Raw genomic sequence first — 15,662 nt, 5'->3', positions numbered from 1 at the left:
CAAAGTGTAACAGGCTCGAAACGGCCCTACCGGTAACGGGTAAAAAAAGCGTCGCGAGAGGATAATGGCGGACATGGACAAGGTGCCGACTAGGGTCGTCGTGGTCGGCGGCGGGACGGCGGGATGGATGACCGCAGCGGCTCTCGTGCGCCTGTTGCCCGGAGCCTGCACCGTACACCTGATCGAGTCGGCGGAGATCGGCATCGTCGGCGTCGGCGAAGCGACGTTGCCACATATCCGTGCGTTCGTTGAACGGCTGGGGCTCGACGAGGCCGACTTCATGCGGGCCACGCATGCGACCTTCAAGCTAGGGATCGACTTTCGCGATTTCGGCGCGATCGGTGACAGCTATATCCATCCCTTCGGTACGTTCGGTCGGCCGCTCGACGATGTCGGCTTTCACCATTACTGGCTTCGGCTCGCGGCCGAAGGGCGGGCCGAGCCGATCGGTGACTATTCGGTCGCGGTCGCCGCCGCCAAACGCTGCCGGTTCGCCATTCCCAACGGCGCGCCCGACGATCTCGCGTCGAGCTTCGGCTATGCGTATCAATTCGATGCGACGTTGTTCGGTCCCTATCTCCGCCGCTTCGCCGAAACGCATGGCGCACGCCGGACGGAGGCCCGGATTGTGTCGGTCGACCAGGATCCGGCGAGTGGCGACGTCCGTGCCCTTCGCCTCAACTCAGGTGAGATGGTCGAGGGCGATTTGTTCGTCGATTGCTCGGGGTTTCGCAGCCTGTTGCTGGGCGACGCGATGGCCGAGCCGTGGCAGGACTGGTCGCGCTGGCTGCCCTGCGACCGCGCCGTGGCGATGCCCTGCGCGTCCCCTGAAGGGCCGATCGAACCCTATACGAGAGCGACGGCGAAATCGGCGGGGTGGCAATGGCGGATCCCGCTGCAGCACCGCGTCGGCAATGGCTATGTCTATTCCAGCGCACATATCTCGGATCAGGCCGCCGCGGATGCGCTTGTCGCGTCGGTCGAGGGCACGCCGCTCGCCGACCCGCGCTTCCTCAAGTTCCGGGCGGGCCGTCGTCGCAACAGCTGGGTCGGCAACGTCGTTGCGATCGGCCTCGCCTCCGGATTCCTCGAACCGCTCGAATCGACCAGCATCTACCTCGCGCAGATGGCGATTACGCAGCTAATCGAGCTGTTCCCGCAACGCGCAGCTACGGAGGGCATCGCCGCCACCGACCGGACGGAGTTCAACCGTATGGTTGACATGGAGTATGACCGTATCCGTGACTTTCTGATCCTGCATTATCACGCAACCACGCGTGACGATTCGGACTTCTGGAACCATGTCCGAACGATGCAGGTCCCCGACACGTTAGCCGACAAGATGGAGCTGTTCCGCGGCGCCGGCCGCGTGACCCAATATAGCGAGGGGCTGTTCCTCGAACCGAGTTGGATCGCGGTGTATCTTGGCCAGGGTATTATCCCGCAGAGCTGGGACCAGCGTGCCGATCGCCCCGGCCTAGACGGTCTCGAGCGCGCACTCGCGAGCCTGAGAGACCATGTCACCGCTACCGCCACCGCAATGCCCGACCATGCCGCGTTCATCGCTCGGCGCAACGCGACGATCGCTGCATGACCAGCCGCACGCCCATCGGCACCATCGCCGTGCTCGGCGCCGGGATTGTCGGCCTGTCCGCGGCGATCGCGTTCGCGCGCGCGTTACCTGGGCTGGCGGTGACGTTGATCGAGACGCCGGACGACCCCGCCGCGCTGACGGACCGGCTGCCCGCCACCCTGCCCTCGATCGCCGAGTTCCATAACCGGATCGGCCTGCGCGAACGGGATCTTCTCGCTGCAGGCGCGACGCACCGACTTGGCACGCGGTTGGCGGACTGGAGCAACGATGGGACGCCGTTCGTCCTGGCGCATGGCGAGCGCGGCGGGGCGATCGCCCCCGGGGCGTTCTATCAGCATTGGCTCAACGCGCGGCGCAACGGCAAGGTCGCGGCGTTCGATGCCTTCTCGGTGCCCTCGGTACTCGCAGCCGCCGAAAAATTCGTCCATCCGTCCGACGATCCGAACTCGCCGATCTCGGGCTTCGGCTATGCGCTGCGGCTCGATCCGCCCCGCTACCGCGACCTGCTCCGCGTACTTGCTCGGCATATCGGCATCGCCCCCGTCCCGGGCGCCTTTGCCGGCGTCGAACGCCGTGAAGACGGGCGGGTCGCAGCGCTGCTGCTCGCGGACGGCCGACGGGTCGTCACCGATCTATATCTCGACTGTGCGGGCCCTGCCGCGCCGTTGCGCTCGGCGCTGGATACGCAATGGGACGATTGGCGGTCCTGGCTTCCGGTCGATAGATTGTTGCTAGGGACGGCGCCTGCCCAGGCTCCGACACCGACCGATGATCTCGTTGCGATGCCCGCGGGCTGGCGGTTTGCAAGCCCCCTCCGCGACCGCACGTTGCTCGGCCTGGCCTTTGCTGCCGATCAGACGTCGGACTCGAGCGCAAAGCGCATCCTGCCCGCCGGCGAAACGATCTTGCCGATCGCGGCGGGCGTCAGCCCCGAACCGTGGAAGCACAACGTCCTCGCGCTGGGCGACGCCACGGTAATGCTCGATCCGCTCGCCAACGCCAATCTGCACCTCGCCCACGCAGCCATCCTGCGCGCGATCGACCTGTTGCCGGGGCTAGACTGTGCGCCGACCGAACTCGCCGAATACAACCAGCGCACCCACCGGCAAGCTACGCGCGTGCGCGACTACCAGGCAGCCCATTACCTGCCGAGCGGCCGAACGCGCGGTCCGTTCTGGAAAAGAGCATCCCGCCTGCCGCGTCCTGACAGCCTCGCACACACGCTCGAGCAATTCGCGCATCGCGGTCGTCTGCCGTTCTACGAGGACGAAAGTTTCGATAAAGACGACTGGTACGGGCTGTTGCTCGGCCTCGGCCTGATCCCGCACGTGCCTGATCCGATTGCATCGTCCAGTTCGCCAGCGACGATCACCGCAGCCTTGAAGCGGCTTGCCGATGCGACCGCGACGCTCCCTGCGCGGCTGCCCGCCTACCCCGCCTATCTCGCGCAATTGGAGCGTGGCCGATGACCGATCCGCACCCTGGACCGATCCGCAAGGTCGTGATCGTCGGCGGCGGCACCGCCGGTTGGATGGCCGCCGCGGCGGCCGCCCGCTATCTCGACGACGGCCAGCGCCAAATCGTCCTGATCGAGTCCGAAGCGATCGGCACCGTCGGGGTCGGCGAAGCGACGATCCCGCCGATCCTGGGCTTCAACGCGCTGATCGGCGTAGACGAACGCGACTTCCTCCGCGCGACCGGCGCCACCTTCAAACTCGGTATCGAATTCGTCGGCTGGGACACTGGCGAGGACCGCTACATGCACGCGTTCGGCGGACATGGCCGCGACATCCAGGGCCTCGCCTTTCACCAGCTCTGGCTGAAACTGCGCGATCGCCCCGGCATCGGCGGTATCGATGCGTATGCCCCCTCCGCCGTCGCCGCCTATCTGCACAAGTTCGGCCTCCCCAACGGGCAACAGCCCCTCGCCTACGCGTATCATTTCGACGCCGGGCTCTACGGCGCGTTCCTGCGCCGCCGCGCCGAGGCCGGCGGGATCACCCGGATTGAGGGGCGTATCACCGGCACCGATCGGCATCCCGACACTGGCCATGTCAGCGCGGTCCGGCTCGACGACGGGCGATCGGTCGAAGGCGACCTGTTCATCGACTGTTCGGGGTTTCGCAGCCTCCTGTTAGGTGAGACAATGGGCGTGCCGTTTGAGGACTGGTCGCACTGGCTTCCCTGTGACCGCGCGGTCGCGGTGCCGACCGAACCGAGCGCCACGCTGCTGCCCTACACGCGAGCGACCGCGCGTACCGCCGGCTGGCAATGGCGCATCCCGCTCCAGCATCGCACCGGCAACGGCCATGTCTATTCGAGCGCGCACATCTCGGACGACGAGGCGACCGCCGTGCTGATTGCCAATCTCGACTCCAACCCCACCGCCGAGCCGCGGCAACTGCGGTTCAAGGCAGGGCGCCGCAAGAAATTATGGGATGGCAACGTCGTCGCGTTAGGCCTTGCCGGCGGGTTCCTCGAACCGCTCGAATCGACCAGCATCCACCTGATCCAGACCGGCATCTCGAAACTGTTCGCGCTGTTCCCCGACAGCGGCTTCTCCGACGTCGGACGCGACGAATATAACCGGCTGATGGGCGACGCCTACACCTCGGTCCGCGACTTCATCATCCTGCACTATCACGCCACTCGCCGCGACGATTCCGCGTTTTGGCGGCATGTTCGGACGATGCCGATCCCCGACAGCCTGATGCGCAAGCTCGCGCTGTTCCGCGAAAAAGGTCGCATCTTCCGCTACGACGACGAACTGTTCGGGATCTCGAGCTGGGTCCAGGTGCTGCTCGGCCAGAACGTGATCCCGGTCGGCTATGATCCCATCGTCGATGCGCTCGATGCAGACCGCGTAGCGGACGCAATCCGGCAGATCCGCGCGGCGACATTACGCAACGCGCAGGCACTCCCCGGCCATGCCGACTTCGTCGCTCGTCACGGCCCGTTCGATCGCAGGATCGAATCTGCCAAATAATTTGGCTTTTTCGTTTCCCCGTGCTTTTTAATGGTTTGATCGCGCAGCCCGGCCGGAGATCCGGCTGCCGAAAAGGGGATGACTGATGACCGACCGTTCGATCCGTATATTTGGCGCCACCGCGCTCGCGTCGCTGCTCGCATCCACGGCGGTCGCCCAGACGCCGCCAACCACGCCCCTGCCCGCCGGGTATGCCGAGCGCGACCCCGTCAGATCCGAATGGCCGGTGCAGGTCCGCCAGTCGCTTGGACAAGTCACTCCGCAGGACCCGGCCACGCTGCCCCGCAGCCGCGCACCCTTATCGAAGCCGGTCGCCAAGCCCGCCCTGCGCGGCCCGGCACTCGCGCAGCGATCGCCGGGGCTGTGGACCGTCGCCGGTTGGCGGCTCGCCGAAGCCCCCACAGTGCAGGCGGACGGGGCAGCGGTATCGCGCGCCGACTATGACGCGAAGTCCTGGTACGTCGCCACCGTGCCCGGCACCGTGCTGACCACGCTGGTCGATCGCGGCGTCTATGCCGACCCTGCGTTCGGGCTCAACAACATGGCGATCCCCGAGCGCCTCGCGCGGCAGGACTATTGGTATCGCACCGAGATCGACATACCCGCCGAAACCGCCGGCAAGCATCTCGAACTGAACTTCAAGGGCGTGAACTACGCTGCCGAGATCTGGCTGAACGGCGCGCGGCTCGGCAAGATGAAGGGCGCGTTCATCCGCGGCCGGTTCGACGTGACCGGCAAGCTCGCCCCGGGCCGCAATGTCATTGCCGTGAAGGTGTCGCCGCCGCCGCATCCCGGCCTCGCGCACGAGGAGTCGATGACCGCCGGCGTCGGCGAGAATGGCGGGATGCAGATGCTCGACGGCCCGACCTTCGTCGCGACCGAGGGCTGGGACTGGATCCCGTCGATCCGCGACCGCAACACCGGGCTGTGGCAGGGCGTCGACCTGATCACGACCGGCCCGGCGGCGCTCGGCGATGCACAGGTCGTGACGACCTTGCCCAACGCCGACAACAGCGTGGCCCATGTCGAGATCACCGTCCCCGTCCGCAACCTGACCGACCAGCCGACGACCGCCACCGTCACCGCGAAGTTCGACGACGTGACGGTCAGCAAGTCGGTCGCGCTCGCGCCGCATGCGAGCGCCGACGTGACGATGGCACCCGCCGAGTTCCCCGCGCTCGCGGTTCGCAACCCGAAGCTCTGGTGGCCGAACGGCTATGGCGCGCCCGCGCTGCACGACCTGACGCTGACCAGCGCGGTCGCCGGCGCGGTATCGGACACCAAGGCGCTGCGCTTCGGCATGCGGCAGGTGACGTACGAGATCTCGCTGATGGACAAGACCGATACGCTGCGCCGCGTCGGGATCGACCTGTCCAAGGCACGCGCGCTCGGCACGCAGATCGTCGACGGCACGCACCAGGGTATCCGCCAGACCGAGAATGGCTGGGCCGCCTCGCTCGTCCCCGGCGCTGAGACCTCGCCCGCGGTGACACCGATCGCGGGCGATGCCGGCCTCGCGCCGTACCTGCTAATCAAGGTCAATGGCGTACGGATCGCCGCGCGCGGCGGCAATATCGGCATGGACGACTTCATGAAGCGGACCGAGCGCGAGCGCCTGCTCCCGTTCTTCCGGCTGCATCAGAATGCGAACCTCAACATCATCCGCAACTGGGTCGGCCAGAATACCGAAGAGACCTTTTACGATCTCGCCGACGAACACGGTCTTATGATCCTCAACGATTTCTGGGAATCGACGCAGGACTACAACCTCGAGGCGCAGGACGTGCCGTTGTTCACCGCCAATGCCGAGGACGTGGTGAAGCGCTTCCGCAACCATCCTTCGATCGTCGCCTGGTTCGGCCGCAACGAGGGCGTGCCGCAGCCGATCCTCAACGAGGCGTTGCAGGACATCGTCAACCGCGACGACGGTACCCGGCTGTACATGGGCTCGTCGAACCGCGTGAACCTGCAGAACAGCGGGCCGTACAACTGGCGCCCGGAATCCACCTATTTCAACGAACACGCCAAGGGTTTCTCGGTCGAACTCGGCACGCCCAGCTTCCCGACGCTGGAGGCCTGGACGCGTGCGATGCCCAAGGCCGATCTCTGGCCGATCGGCGATACATGGGCGTATCACGACTGGCACCAGACCGGGAACGGCGCGGTCAAGACGTACATGAATGCGCTCGCGACGCGCTATGGCGCGGGCACCAGCCTCCCCGACTTCGAACGCAAGGCGCAGATGATGGAATACGACTCCTACCGCGCGATCTTCGAGGGGTTCAACGCCGGGCTGTGGACGACCAACAGCGCGCGGATGCTGTGGATGACGCAGCCCGCTTGGCCGTCGTCGGCGTGGCAGATCTTCTCGTCCGACTATGACACGCATGCCGCGTTCTACGGGACCAAGAAGGCGTCGGAGCCGGTCCACGTCCAGATGAACTTGCCCGATCACAAGGTCGTGCTCGTCAACAACGGCCCGGCGCTCGCGGGTGCGATCGTGCATGCCAAGGTGACGTCGCTCGACAACCGCACGCTCGCCGAACAGCGCGCGACCGTGAACGCGGGCGCCGGGCTGGTTGCGGATGCCTTCACGCTCGATCTCGCACCGCTGCTCACGCAGGGCATGGTACTGGTATCGCTGGACGTCACCGATCCCGCGGGCAAGAGCGTTTCGCAGAACGTCTATTGGCAGGGCGCAGACGACGCCGCGTATCGCGGCATGACCACGATGGCGAAGGTTCGGCTGACGTCGACCGCGACCAGCCGCCGCGACGGCGACGAGATCGCGACCACGGTGGACATGTTCAATCCAGGCACTGTCGCCGCGCTGGCGACGAAGTTGACGGTGATAAACGCTGACGGCACGCAGGTCCTACCTGCGTATTTCACCGACAACTACGTCTCGCTGCTGCCGGGCGCCAAGCGACGGGTCGAGATCCGCTACCCCGCCGCCGCAACCAAGGGCTCGACGACGGTCGCGTTGCGCGGCTGGAACGTGACGCCGACCGCCATCAAGGTCCGCTGAGCCATGAAGATCCTCGCCGCCCTCGCCCTGCTTGCAGCACCCGCGGTAGCGGCGGCGCAAGAGCGCCATCTCCAATCCCCCGATGGCGCGATCGACGTCACGATCGGCCAGGATCGAATGACCAGGGGCCCGACCTACGCGATTGCGTTCCACGGCCGCCCGGTGATCGACGAGTCCCCGCTCGGTCTCGCATTCGAGGCGTACAAGAAGCTCGGTCCCGATACCGCCGTCACCGGCACGACGCGGACCAGCATCGACACCCGCTACCGGCTGATCGCGGGGAAGGCCTCCACCGCGCGCGACCACTATAACGAACTGACGCTTGGCCTGACCGAAACCGGCGGCGCGCGGCGAAGGCTCGATATCGTCTTTCGCGCCTATGACGATGGCGTCGCGATCCGCTATCGCCTGCCCGTCCAACCCGCCTTTACCGATCTCAGGCTGGCGGGCGAACTGACCGAATTTGCGTTCCCCGCGGACTATCACTGCTGGGGCCTCAACCTTGGCCGCTTCGACACCAGTCACGAGGGCGAATACGACCCGGTACAGGCGTCGCAGGTCCGCCCGCACAACCTGTTCGAAATGCCGGTCACCTGCCGCACTGGCACGGGCGATACGAGCTTCGCGATCACCGATGCCGATCTGCACGACTATTCGGGTGCGTATCTCACCGGGCGCGAGACCGGCGCGCTTGGCTTCGCGACGCGCTTGACGCCCCGGCTCGACGATCCCGGGATTGCGGTGAAGGCCGACATACGCACCACCGGCCTGACCACGCCGTGGCGCGTCGTGTTGCTCGGCGACACGCCGGGAAAGCTCATCGAGTCGACGATCCTGACCAGCCTCAACCCCGCACCAAAGGGCGATTTTTCCTGGGTCAAACCGGGCAAGACCGCATGGGACTGGTGGAACGGCCCGACGCTGAAGGCCCTTCCCACCGCGGGGATGAACGACGCAACGATCAAGGCATATATCGACTTTGCCGCCGCCGCCGGCCTGCCCTACATGCTGATCGACGAGGGCTGGTACATCAATAGCGGCGGCGGGCCGGTGGTGTATCCGGGTGCCGACATCATGACCGTCGTCCCCACGATCCATCTGCCCGACCTCGTCCGCTACGCCGCGGACAGGAAGGTCGGTCTGTGGCTCTGGGCGAACTGGCGCGTGCTCGACGCGAAGATGGACGCGGCGTTTGCGCGCTATGCGGCGATGGGCATTAAAGGCGTGAAGGTCGACTTCATGGACCGCAGCGACCAGCAGATCGTCGACTTCTACCAGCGAATCTTCAAAGCGAGCGCCGACACCCATTTGATGCTCGACCTGCACGGTGCCTATCATCCGACCGGCGCGACGCGCACCTGGCCGCAGTTCCTCACGCAGGAGGGTGTGCTCGGCGCCGAATATAATAAATGGACGCGGCGCATCACCGCGCGGCACAACGTCACGCTACCGTTCACGCGCGGACTGGCCGGGCCGTACGATTATACGCCCGGCGGTTTCCGCAACGCGACGCCGGCAACGTTCCGGATCGAGCCGCAGACGCCGATGGTCCAGACGACGCGCGGCCAGGCGTTGGCGATGTACGTGGTGTTCGACAGCCCGTTTACGGGGGTCTCCGACAGCCCCGATAATTACGCGGGCGCGGCGGGGTTCGATTTCGTGCGTGCGGTGCCGGCGAGCTGGGACGAAACCCGCGTCGTGTCGGGCGTGATCGGCGAGCGGATCGTCACCGCGCGGCGATCGGGCAAGGACTGGTATGTCGGCGCGATGACCGACGAGACTCCCCGCACCCTCGACGTACCGCTCGATTTCCTAGGCAGCGGCCGGTTCACCGCGACGATCTGGCAGGACGGCGATGCGCCGACCGATGTCGTCGCCACCGCGCGCACCGTCACCTCGCGCGACACGCTGACCCTCACTCTTGCAGGATCGGGCGGCGGCGCGATCCGTCTCGTTCCGATCCGATAAGGAACACCTGTAATGACGCCGACCCGCCTGTTGCTCGCCACGCTTGCCATCGCCGCGGCATCCCCCGCCTTCGCCGCTAACCCGACGCCCGAGCAGAAGGCGCAATGGGCTAAGGAAGCCGAGGAACGCCTGCACACCGACTGGGCCTATCTCGGCCGGTACCGCGACGCGAACGCTGCCTTGCCCGCGCCCGTCAAAGGCCAGCCGCGGATCGTCCTCATCGGCGATTCGATCACGCAAGGCTGGTTCGATCAGGTCCCCGCGTTCTTCACCCCCGGCCGGATCGGTCGCGGTATCGGCGGCCAGACCACGCCGCAGATGCTGGTGCGCTTCCCCGCAGACGTGATCGCGCTCAAGCCCGCCGTCGTGCAGATCATGGCCGGCACCAACGATATCGCGTTCAACACCGGGCCGATGACGCCCGATGAGAGCAAGGCCAACATCCGCGCGATGACCGAACTCGCGCAAGCCAACGGCATCCGCGTCATCCTCGCCTCGATCCCGCCCGCCGACCAGTATCCATGGCGGCCGGGCCTCGATACCGGCAGCAAGATCGTCGCGATGAACGCGTGGCTCAAGGCCTATGCGGCCGCGACCGGCTCGACCTACGCCGACTACTGGTCCGCACTGGTCGCGCCCGGTACGATGGGCATGCGCGAGGGGCTGTCCTCGGATCACGTCCACCCGACAGCCGCTGGCTATGCAGTGATGGCACCGGTTGCTGAACGCGCGTTCAAGGCGGCCCTGGCGCGCCCCGCTCCGACGCGCGCGGTCATCGCCCGGTGACCCTGCTCGCCGCGTTGCTCGCCGCCGCCACAGTCGTTGCGACACAGCAGGGCACGTTGCGCGGCGAAGTTACCGAGGACGGTCGCCACCTGTTCCGCGGCATCCCCTATGCCGAACCGCCGACCGGCCCGCTCCGCTGGAAACCACCACAGCCCATGCGGCGCTGGACGCGTGCGCGCGACGCCACCAAATCTGCGCCGTCCTGCCCTCAGGTCGATCGCGGCTGGAACACACAGGCGGCAAGCTTCGCCAGCGAGGACTGCTTATACCTTGAAGTTGCGACACCGGACCTGAAGCCCGGCAGGCCGCTGCCGGTAATGGTCTGGATCCATGGCGGCTCAAACTACGCCGGCGGCGGTGCGGGAACTATCCAGTCCGGAATGGTACGCAAGGGGGTGGTGCTGGTCAGCCTGCAATACCGGCTTGGCGCGCTCGGCTTCCTGTCGCACCCGTCGCTAACCCGCGAAGGCGGCGGCGCATCGGGCAATTACGGACTGATGGACCAGCAGGCGGCCCTGCGCTGGGTCCGCGCCAACATCGCCGCGTTCGGCGGCGATCCCGCCAACGTCACGCTGTTCGGCGAGAGCGCAGGCGCAATGGACGTCGGTCTTCATCTGCTAAGCCCCGGATCGCGGGGGTTGTTCGCGAAGGCAATCGAGGAAAGCGGGACGCCCGGCTTCGGCACCCCGCCGCGCAGCCTGGCCGAAAACGAGCGCCTCGGCATGTCGATCGCGGCCAAGGCCGGCATCGCGCAGACTGCAGCAGCTCTGCGCGCACTTTCCGTCGCCGCGCTGATCGCCGCGACCGAAGCGGTCGAAGTGCCGGGGCTCGCTGACAAAAGCTTTATCTGGCTCCAGGCGATCGTAGACGGCCGCGTTCTCACCGAGCCCCCCGCCGCGACCTTGGCAAAGGGCGGCAACGCCGCCCCGCTGATCGTCGGCAGCAACGCTCGCGAGTTGACGCTCCACGGCGGCGTACCGCGCGCCGGTGAGGCGATCAGGGACGCATTCGGGAGCAACGGCGCCGTTGCGCGGATAGAGTACGGCTTGGACACGATCCCCGTCGCCGATCCGCGCATGGGCGATCTCAACCTGATCCTGTCGAACGATATCAATTTTCGCTGCCCAGTGACGGTGGTCGCTGCCGCACGATCCCGCGCGGGCCAGCCGGTCTGGCAGTATCAATTTGACTATACCGCCCCCGACGCTAAGTCAGTGACGCACGGCAGCGAGATCCGCTACGTAATGACGAACGGCGAGGACCTCGAAGCAGGGGCACCGCCGATGCAAGCTTACTGGCTCGCCTTCGCACGCACCGGTTATCCGAACGCGCCGGGCCTTCCGACTTGGAAGCGCTACGATCTGACGACGAAAACGTATCTAGGCTTCGTTAATGGCGGCCCACAACTCGGTAACGATCTGCGCGCCAACGTCTGCGGCATGCGCACCGTACCGTAACACACTTCACTTTCCCTCTACGACCCTAGGAGCCAATTCGAACTATCGATCCGGCTGAAGTTGCGTTTATCAACCGAGTAACAGACTGCAATCGTCAGCCCGATCAGCGACCGGGCCGAGTCATCAATTCGGTGCTCGACGATAGTAGCGACTGCCGGATCGGATCGTGTTAGCGTTTTGGCCCTGTCGGCCATGCGCGAACTTATAGCTATGCGTAGAGTGCGACCGCGATACGGCCTCTCGCACCGTATGGCCAGCTCCGCCCCACGTCATGACATGCATAAGGTTGACCTCGCACTCCGCGAGCCGCGAGCCGCGAGCCGCGCCACGAAATTAAATGTCGTCGTTCACCAAGCCACTGCCGAGCCCTGCGCTAATTATTCCGCAGGAAAACTATTCAGCACCATACTCGACTCGAACTACGCCCCCGCTCTACTCACTGGTCCATTGCTAAGCGTCGATGGAGGTATCGACGAACCATCCGCGAATCTTATCAAGCAAATGGACTGGGATAAGCCATGAGAGATACAGGGTACTAAACGCGGATGGCGAAAAGCAATCCCTGCTTAAGAGGGGTAGCAGGTTTATCAATGCTTCTCCTGTTTTTTACTAGCAGTGGGGCAATAAGTGCGTCTTATCGTCAAAAGACGCACCTAGCCAATATCAAACGCATTGCAGATCTCCCGATGCAGAATTCAATAAATACCATGATTCAAGATATTATTAGATTATAGTTACTTCGAGATACAAAGCAAATAACCAATGACGCGATCTAAGAACGGTCAGTGTCTATCACTAATACACTAGTTAAGATTGGCGATTAGTCTTTGACGTTCTCGCGTGGGCAGATGGGCAGATGGGCAGGAGAATATTCCAATCAAAGTTTTCAAGTAATGACCCTCTATCCTGGAAAATATGGTAATACATTGTAAAGTTATGGCAGATGCCTTCGCATTTCAGATCTCAGATTGATACGTCATTATGGAATACAAAGTTGACGAAAATACGCTTGAATCAGATGACTGAATTCTATATTGCATAGCTGAGACGTCAAATGAATTCTACATATAAGACTTGCTCTAATACCATTTATCTGTCAAAGTTAGTCATTCTGTAGTTTGCTGCAGTAGTATGTTATCGATATTCGATTTCCTTGGGCGGTGCGCATGCCGGTCGCGGGTCTGGCTGCGGCACAGCTGGTGCAGCGGTGATGGTCGGCGAAGCAATGCCGGCGGAGCGGGCGGCCATCGACGTCGCGAGGCTGGCCCACTCGATGATCGGCCTGGCGCCGACCGACTTCACCCGTGACGCGATGCTCGGGGCCGCCCTCGCGCTCGAGCAGCGCGACAACCCGCTGCGCCTGAACCTATTCGCGACCGCCATCCGGATCTTCCTCGACCACGTCATGGACGCACTCGCACCCCGCGAGCAGGTCGAGGCATGCAAATGGTTCGGGCCGGTGGAGGGCCAGAACAAGCCCGTGCGCAACGCGCGGCTGACCTACGCGCTCATCGGCGGCCTGACAGTGGAGCAGGTCGAGGAGATCGCCGGCATCGACGTCAAGCCGCTGATCAAAGAGGTGATCGGCGCCTACAGCGACCTCAATAAGCACGTTCACGGCCGAGAGGACACGATCGTCCGCGATCTCGACGAACAGGATGCGATCGCCAATGATGTGCTCGTCGCCCTGGCCGAGCTGCTCGAGGCGCAGCGCGACTACCGGCGGGAGATCGTCGACTGCATCGCGGACGGGCTGCAGAGGGAGGCGGTCGAGAAGTTCACGACTGAGACCGTCGGGGAGATTGACATCCTGGCGACGCACCACACGGTCGACTGGGTCGGCGTCGACGAGCGCCAGGTCATCGGCATCACCGCGACCCACGTCGAATACGAGGTCACGGGCTCAGTCGGCGTCACGCTGCTCTACGGCTCGGGAAGCGACCGGCGGAGGGGCGAAGGAGCGGAGATCGGCGATGAATTCCCGATCGGGATGCGCTTCCAGGTTCCGGTCGAGACGCCGCAGGACCTCGGCGAGGCCGAGATCACGAGCGAGATCGACACGTCGGCATGGTTCGACATTGGCGACGATGACGACATTGATGATGGAGTTCAGAACACCGATGACACCAATCTTTAAGCACTACCGCTAACCTTGGCCGTCAACGCGGCATGAACAGACGGCAGCTTTTGGGATACTCAAACAGGCGATGGAACGACCCGCATTGGGCGCTTTGCTGACCTTCTGCTTTTCCCATCGCGAACGGCCGGTTTTGATTAGATCAGACGCTTAAAGCTGCTCGTCTGATCGACCGGGTCTGGTCGTGAGCTGCCGCGCGCCCGTGACCCCCAATCCGCCATTTATGCACGGTTTGAGATCTTCCACATTCTGCCGCTCATTCATCTTCTTGCGTAGGTTTGGATGGCCGATAGCCAACTTGGCTCACGAACGGGCGGGGACGAGCGGAAAGCGAAACGCGGCCGGGCGACTCTCAGGTGGACGCCCCTTTAAGGGGCGACACCACCGACACGATTCCATTGCGCAGCCCGATGGATCAAGCCATAAATGCGTTGCCAGCCCACGTCGACCCGAGGGGACGCGGCGGAAGGGAGTCTACGATGGGTGACAAGAATCCCCGCTACGACGGGAGAATGGTGTTCCTCCCCAACGTGTCGCTGCTGCGGCCCGGTGATATCATCCTGACCTCTACCATGGAGTCGCAGGACGAACGCTCGCTCGACATATCACGACGCGTGCGCGAGGCCGCCGGAAGCAGCTTCAGCCACGTGCTGATCTGCACAAGTCCGCCAACGTTCGCCGAAGCCGGCAGCGACGGAGTAAGCTCACTTTCGCTGGCCAACTGCTTCGTTCACGCAATCGAGAACGTCAGGGCGTTCCGCCATCCGGACGAAACCGTCGCAAGAAGGGCGGCGTCTCACGCCCAGATGGGCGTAGGACGCGAGTATTCATTACGTCAGGCGAGGCAGAGTGTCCTTCCTGTTGGAACCGGCAAGGCAACGGCAGGCGACGACGGAACGTTCTGCTCGGCCTACGTCGCACAGGCATTCGCCATGGCCGGTGCTGAGGAGTTCGCGGCCGTGTCTGTCGAACGAACGACACCCGCCACCATAGAAAAGATCGAACGCCTGGTCGACATTACAAGCGTCATCTTCCAACGCGCGCTTGCCCCTCGCAACGTCGAAGCCATGACCGCCTTGGACGGGGACTACGCTCCCACGCCGTCCTCGCCGCAAACTGAGACGTTCCAGCGCTACGCGAAGGCTGCGCTCCCCCAGGCAGAACGCCTCGTCAACATGTTCCCGGAAGCCGGCCCTGAGCGGCAGACCACCTACTTCGGCATGCTACTCCTCATCCTGAACGCGGACGCCTCCACGCTGAAGATCGCCGAGGGCAGACGCCTCGACTTTCTGCGCGCTGTTACTGAACTCGATGACGCCCTCGCGACGCAGCAGGCTGACGGCGCGATCGAGAGATTTTTCGCCGACATCGTCGCGAGCGACAATCGGCAGATGGAACGTGACCTGCGAGAATCCTTCTCCGCCACTCCCGACATCGACGTCCACGCCCTCCGTAGCCAATATGACGCGAGGGAGCGCAGCCTCGTCGAAAGGCAACGTGCGCTGATGTCTATGAGCGTGGGACGGAAGTGGCAGTCAATTGACGCCCATTGCAGCATGCAGGAGGAGAGCATCGCCTTCGCCTCACGCATGCAGAAGGCGCTACAGGAAATTTTGACTCGGCTCGGCGATCCCGGCTGACGCCTCGATCGTGTGCGCGGTTTGCTCCCAATCAGGTCCGCTATCATCCGAGCCATAGCCCCCGCA

General features: G+C 64.3%; 9 protein-coding genes. All 9 read left to right on the top strand.

Going from position 1 to position 15,662, the window contains the following annotated elements; translation table 11 throughout:
• Nucleotides 1–64 precede the first annotated feature (64 nt).
• Nucleotides 65–1,594, top strand: coding sequence for a tryptophan halogenase family protein (locus tag U1707_RS00265; protein WP_332798168.1), 1,530 nt, complete (start codon nucleotides 65–67; stop codon nucleotides 1,592–1,594).
• A complete protein-coding gene (locus U1707_RS00260) occupies nucleotides 1,591–3,063 on the top strand; it encodes a tryptophan 7-halogenase (protein WP_332798167.1) in 1,473 nt (490 codons plus the stop codon). The genes U1707_RS00265 and U1707_RS00260 overlap by 4 nt, the downstream gene beginning before the upstream one ends.
• Nucleotides 3,060–4,580, top strand: coding sequence for a tryptophan halogenase family protein (locus U1707_RS00255; RefSeq protein ID WP_332798166.1), 1,521 nt, complete (start codon nucleotides 3,060–3,062; stop codon nucleotides 4,578–4,580). The genes U1707_RS00260 and U1707_RS00255 overlap by 4 nt, the downstream gene beginning before the upstream one ends.
• Nucleotides 4,581–4,665: 85 nt before the next feature.
• Nucleotides 4,666–7,608, top strand: a complete 2,943-nt coding sequence (locus U1707_RS00250) for a glycoside hydrolase family 2 protein (protein WP_332798165.1) — start codon at nucleotides 4,666–4,668, stop codon at nucleotides 7,606–7,608.
• Between the two features lie 3 nt (nucleotides 7,609–7,611).
• Nucleotides 7,612–9,576, top strand: coding sequence for a glycoside hydrolase family 97 protein (locus tag U1707_RS00245; RefSeq protein WP_332798164.1), 1,965 nt, complete (start codon nucleotides 7,612–7,614; stop codon nucleotides 9,574–9,576).
• Nucleotides 9,577–9,588: 12 nt separating this feature from the next.
• A complete protein-coding gene (locus U1707_RS00240) occupies nucleotides 9,589–10,362 on the top strand; it encodes a GDSL-type esterase/lipase family protein (RefSeq protein ID WP_332798163.1) in 774 nt (257 codons plus the stop codon).
• A complete protein-coding gene (locus U1707_RS00235; protein ID WP_332798162.1) occupies nucleotides 10,359–11,819 on the top strand; it encodes a carboxylesterase/lipase family protein in 1,461 nt (486 codons plus the stop codon). Before U1707_RS00240 ends, U1707_RS00235 begins: the two co-directional genes overlap by 4 nt.
• A gap of 1,210 nt (nucleotides 11,820–13,029) precedes the next feature.
• Nucleotides 13,030–13,956, top strand: a complete 927-nt coding sequence (locus U1707_RS00230; RefSeq protein ID WP_332798161.1) for a pPIWI-associating nuclease domain-containing protein — start codon at nucleotides 13,030–13,032, stop codon at nucleotides 13,954–13,956.
• A 479-nt stretch (nucleotides 13,957–14,435) separates the two neighbouring features.
• The gene (locus U1707_RS00225; RefSeq protein ID WP_332798160.1) at nucleotides 14,436–15,596 is read left to right on the top strand and encodes a C40 family peptidase; all 1,161 of its coding nucleotides are present in this window, start codon (nucleotides 14,436–14,438) and stop codon (nucleotides 15,594–15,596) included.
• Nucleotides 15,597–15,662 lie beyond the last annotated feature (66 nt).

It is taken from the genome of Sphingomonas sandaracina, from assembly GCF_036663695.1.
Taxonomy (GTDB): domain Bacteria; phylum Pseudomonadota; class Alphaproteobacteria; order Sphingomonadales; family Sphingomonadaceae; genus Sphingomonas.
The sequence above is the reverse complement of the archived record's forward strand: the minus strand, read 5'-3'. Positions and strand labels throughout refer to the sequence as shown.

What these genes read in the sequence shown, in the direction of transcription:
- U1707_RS00265 (WP_332798168.1), top strand. Translation starts at nt 65, where the DNA reads ATGGCGGACATGGACAAGGTGCCGACTAGGGTCGTCGTGGTCGGCGGC.
- U1707_RS00260 (WP_332798167.1), top strand. Translation starts at nt 1,591, where the DNA reads ATGACCAGCCGCACGCCCATCGGCACCATCGCCGTGCTCGGCGCCGGG.
- U1707_RS00255 (WP_332798166.1), top strand. Translation starts at nt 3,060, where the DNA reads ATGACCGATCCGCACCCTGGACCGATCCGCAAGGTCGTGATCGTCGGC.
- U1707_RS00250 (WP_332798165.1), top strand. Translation starts at nt 4,666, where the DNA reads ATGACCGACCGTTCGATCCGTATATTTGGCGCCACCGCGCTCGCGTCG.
- U1707_RS00245 (WP_332798164.1), top strand. Translation starts at nt 7,612, where the DNA reads ATGAAGATCCTCGCCGCCCTCGCCCTGCTTGCAGCACCCGCGGTAGCG.
- U1707_RS00240 (WP_332798163.1), top strand. Translation starts at nt 9,589, where the DNA reads ATGACGCCGACCCGCCTGTTGCTCGCCACGCTTGCCATCGCCGCGGCA.
- U1707_RS00230 (WP_332798161.1), top strand. Translation starts at nt 13,030, where the DNA reads ATGGTCGGCGAAGCAATGCCGGCGGAGCGGGCGGCCATCGACGTCGCG.
- U1707_RS00225 (WP_332798160.1), top strand. Translation starts at nt 14,436, where the DNA reads ATGGGTGACAAGAATCCCCGCTACGACGGGAGAATGGTGTTCCTCCCC.